A 4,114-nucleotide genomic window follows, 5' to 3' on the forward strand; every position below is an offset into this window, starting at 1 on the left:
AAAGATTGCTTTGATATCAAAATTTGTCCCATCACGCAGGCGCAGGCGAAATTTGGATGCCATAACATTCTCAACAGCCTGATCGCATTTGGTCAGTGCTGCATCAAAAATTGAATCTAAGTTCATGGTGTCACCATTAAAAAAGGCGCGATAAACGCGCCTTTAGGAAAATAGAACGAAACGTTATTTGCTGAAAAACGAGGCGTGGCCATCATCAACCACTTTCACCGCCACTTTCTCTTCAACGAAAGCCGACTTGCCTTTCACGATCTTCACACGCTCACCATGAGAAACAAGTTCGATGGTGTACTTGTGTGCTTTGATTTCGATGTCGCCAGAACTGTTCGCGCTCACTTCAACGCCTTTGTCTTCGACAACCGCATCGTCTGGCAAATCAGACTCGGATACCGCACTAATTTCGGTACCAGAAGCAATATCATCGTCGCCAGCATCCGCTGCTTCATTGTCAGCAGAGACGCCTGTTTCGTCGTCAGAATCATCTTCCTCAGGTAACTGTGCTTCGAGATCATCAATGATTTTTTGAAGCTCTTTTACCGTAGCGTTGCTTTTGTACGGCGGCGTTTGAATACCAAGCTCTTCGCACAAACCATCAATGTGCTTTTTCAGTGTTTCTACTTGAGACATGTGAGTGTCCTATGTTAAAGCCAGAATAAAGTCATGGGACCGTGGTCCCATGACTCATGGTTAAGCGACTGTGATCACCACAAAATGATTGGTATCCGCCATGTACATCGCAGGTGCCGACTCTACTTTGGTGAGACGTATAGCAGGGTCGTGACCTTCGATCCAGTCAGCAGCATAACGTTCAGCTTCATCTAAGCCTTCGTTTTGCGCGTTAAGGTCTTGAATAGCACCATACAATGCGAGGCCTCGAGCGGAAGTATGACCAAGAATCACCGTGTTATCCGGCATGACTTTTTGTGTTACGCCGGCGCGGTCAATGTACTCTTCACTAACCACTACCACAGCGACATCACCAATCATGCCTTTGTAGCTGACGGTTTTGCCAAGGTCTTTACACATAGTTTCAAGCTGAGAACTTGAACCACGCTTCGTATCCAATGCATCTTTAACCGCTTTGAACTTTTTGAAGTAAGACCAGGCTTTTTTATCCATCACGGCGATATCAATCAAACCTTCAGCAGCTTCGGCCCATGTGTCGAAGTCGTCGGTAGGATCATGCGTTTCAGTATCAACCTTGTTCCATTTGACTTCATCACTAGCAAGTACCACCGTGTTTGCTTCATTGCGCAAGGAGTCGATTTCGTAAGGTTTTTCGATGTATTCGCTGTCAATCACCGTCTTACCCGTCAAAATCATTTCAGCACACATCAACTCTTCACGATCTTCAATCGCCTGGTTTTCCATTTTGATGTTTTGCATCACTAACGCTGCTTGACGATCTGCCGGGCTTTTTGGTGATGCGTAATCTTCACCAGGAAGTCGCTTGATTGTCATGTTGCTGTTGACTGGATGCTTTGACTTCACATACGCAGGTTTAAACGATGACGTAGAAAAACCTTGAGAGCGATCAGCGACCGCACCAATCATCGGTGAACAGTAAGCCGCAATTTTGGTTTTGCTTGGAACCATATCCAAATCAACCTTTTCAGTGGAAAAGGTATGTACTTCACTAAACCACATGCGCTTAAAGAAGGAATCGCGACGGACCCCTTTCTGATAGATAGCTCCTAGAAGCTGTCGGGGAGTAAATAAATCAGGCATAAGAACTCTCTAATTAATTAGCTGCCAAAAAAACGAGCTTAAAGCTCGTCGTTTACACTGATTGGGCTTCCGAGGAACGCCGCTTGTTTCAGCGTGTCCGATACGCCATCAGGCCATTGCACAAAGCTGGTACGGAAACAGCCAGTTTTGTAAAACGGCACTGCGGTATCCGCTGCAAGGGCTTCAACGGCTTTCGCCGACATTGCCACCGCTGCACCCGGCGTACCATCCCAAACAACCAGCAAGCTGGTGTCTTCACCGCCGCCAGAATCTTTCTGCAGCATTAGCGGTGTGAGGCGTTCAAAAGTCTGTCCTGCGGCAACGGTCGCTAAACCTGTGCGTAGGGGTTCGTCACCAGCGATAAAATAATCTGGCGTGTAATCGTAAACTTCGGTCATTGCACAACCTTCCTAATTAGTGGGTGTTTTTAACCAGCAGAGCGATCGCATCGGCGTCTTTGTCATTGGTGTTATCACTAACATCCTCGCCAAGCGTTTCGCCATGTTCGGCACCAAGGGCAGCGAGCGCTTTAGAATCGGCGATTGCTGCAGCGGCTGGTGACGCGGCCAATAAGTCTTTCGCGGTATCCACATCAATCGCTGGATTACCCGCCAGTTTATGCGCCAAAGCTTCACGACCTTGCGCTTCTGGCAAGCCAATGATGCCCATGACACGATCACGCTCAGCGTCTACCGCCGATTTATCGGACGTCGACGCATCTGCAGATGGTGATGATGCTACTTGCGGCTGTTCAACGGTATTCTCTTCCGATGGCGCTGCAGCGGCTTTCTTTGTTTCTTGTGCTTGTTGTGTCATGGAAGCTCCCATATCGACAGTAGTTGTATTCAAATTATTCAGATGCTCACTCATCACTGAGATAGCATCAGCGCCGTTAACCAGTTCATCCGCAAAACCGATATCGATGGCCGCTTGACCTTCGTACATTTCAGCTTCAGTAGCCAAAATGTCACTAACGTCCTTACCCATAAAGCCAGCAGCTTTCGCAGCAAAGCTTTGACGAAGGGTTTCAAGCTGGTTTTCCCATTTATCCTGCACCGCTTTCGGCAGCTTTTCGTATGGATTGCCATCGGCTTTATGCTTACCTGCTGTGATTAAGGTGATTTCGACACCTTGCTTATCCAGCAGTTTTTCGATATTGGTGTGCGCCATAATCACGCCAACCGAGCCTGCGGTACCTGTTTGAGTTATCAACCGGCGAGAGCAGGACGAGGCAATCATCTGCGCGGCTGAGCAATGCATGTCATAACCCAATGACCAAATTGGCTTGGCATTACGGTAACGCGCAATGATATCGGCGAGATCAAAACAACCCGACACCATGCCACCTGGTGAATCGATATCGAGCATCACACCGCGAATATCATCATCATGCATCGCTTCGTTGAGCTTACGTAAAATGCCGTCGTAACCCGTCATTCCCGAATAAGGATGCAAAGCACCAAGTTTATGAACTAGCGAGCCGCTAATCGGGATCACCGCGATACCATTCACTTCTTGATAACTTCGGCTGGTAGGTCGGTTGTTGCTGTAGCTCGATGCCTCAATTTGCATCGCTGAGGCATCCAGCGTCTGGCCATTAACATCGACCAGTTTGTCTATACCACCAATTCGGTTCGCCAAGGCTGAGAAAAAGGTTCGAGCGTAGGACGCATCCACCGCCAGCGGTGTATTGAACGCTTTGGTTAAGAGGTGTTGATAATTACTCATTCACTTTTCCATCTTGATTGTCTGGCGCAAGCGCCTGCAATGCCATCCAACTTGGAGGTGGTAAGCCGTTCGCTTTGCGCTCTTCCATTTCGCGAACCTGCTGTTCAAAGGTTTCTTGATAATCTTCACCAAGAATTGCCATTTCACGCTCGTAGGTCGATAAACCAGACTCAATACGCAATACGGATTCTTTAACCTCTTTCAATCCATCAATCGCTAAACGGCCAGAACCAATCCAATCGGATTTAGTCCAAGCTGATCGGCGCTCTTGGAATGAATAACGGGCTTTCGATGGCAAAGTGATGTACTTACGGACCACCATTTCTTCAAACAACAAACCAAAGATCTGGTTCGCTAAGCGGTTAGCTATGATTTTTCGGCGCCCCATGAAGTAACGCCAAGAATCATTGTGTGCAGCGCGAATCGTGCTGTACGACATTTGACTGTAGTTTTTCGATAGCTGCGCGTAGTCAAGTCCAAGACCAGCTGCAATATAACGAATGATCGATGCTTCCAACGCTGAAAAACCATTATCGGCATTACCTGCTGAATGCAGGTTAAATTTGTCACCAGGATACAAATGCGGCGCCTTTACGCCATTAAACTTGATGTTCTGAGCCGAGTAGTAATCTGCTTGGTT

The 4,114-nt window shown here is 47.6% G+C and carries 5 protein-coding genes; all 5 read right to left on the bottom strand.

Features of this window, described 5'->3' with window-relative positions; translation table 11 throughout:
- Nucleotides 1–183 precede the first annotated feature (183 nt).
- Nucleotides 184–645: a hypothetical protein gene (locus BLS03_RS25140; protein ID WP_093279578.1), complete on the bottom strand. Its 462-nt coding sequence runs from the start codon at nt 643–645 to the stop codon at nt 184–186.
- Between the two features lie 60 nt (nt 646–705).
- Complete coding sequence (locus tag BLS03_RS25145; protein WP_093279579.1) at nt 706–1,746, bottom strand: major capsid protein; 1,041 nt, start codon at nt 1,744–1,746, stop codon at nt 706–708.
- A gap of 38 nt (nt 1,747–1,784) precedes the next feature.
- Nucleotides 1,785–2,144 carry a head decoration protein gene (locus BLS03_RS25150; protein WP_093279580.1) on the bottom strand — a complete coding sequence of 120 codons (360 nt, stop codon included), beginning with the start codon at nt 2,142–2,144 and terminating at the stop codon, nt 1,785–1,787.
- A gap of 16 nt (nt 2,145–2,160) precedes the next feature.
- Complete coding sequence (locus tag BLS03_RS25155; protein ID WP_093279581.1) at nt 2,161–3,474, bottom strand: S49 family peptidase; 1,314 nt, start codon at nt 3,472–3,474, stop codon at nt 2,161–2,163.
- Nucleotides 3,467–4,114 (bottom strand): phage portal protein (locus BLS03_RS25160; protein WP_143015701.1); only part of this gene is annotated, 648 nt, incomplete at its 5' end. The genes BLS03_RS25155 and BLS03_RS25160, both read right to left, overlap by 8 nt.

Source organism: Vibrio xiamenensis (genome assembly GCF_900100015.1).
GTDB classification, from domain to species: Bacteria; Pseudomonadota; Gammaproteobacteria; order Enterobacterales; family Vibrionaceae; genus Vibrio; species Vibrio xiamenensis.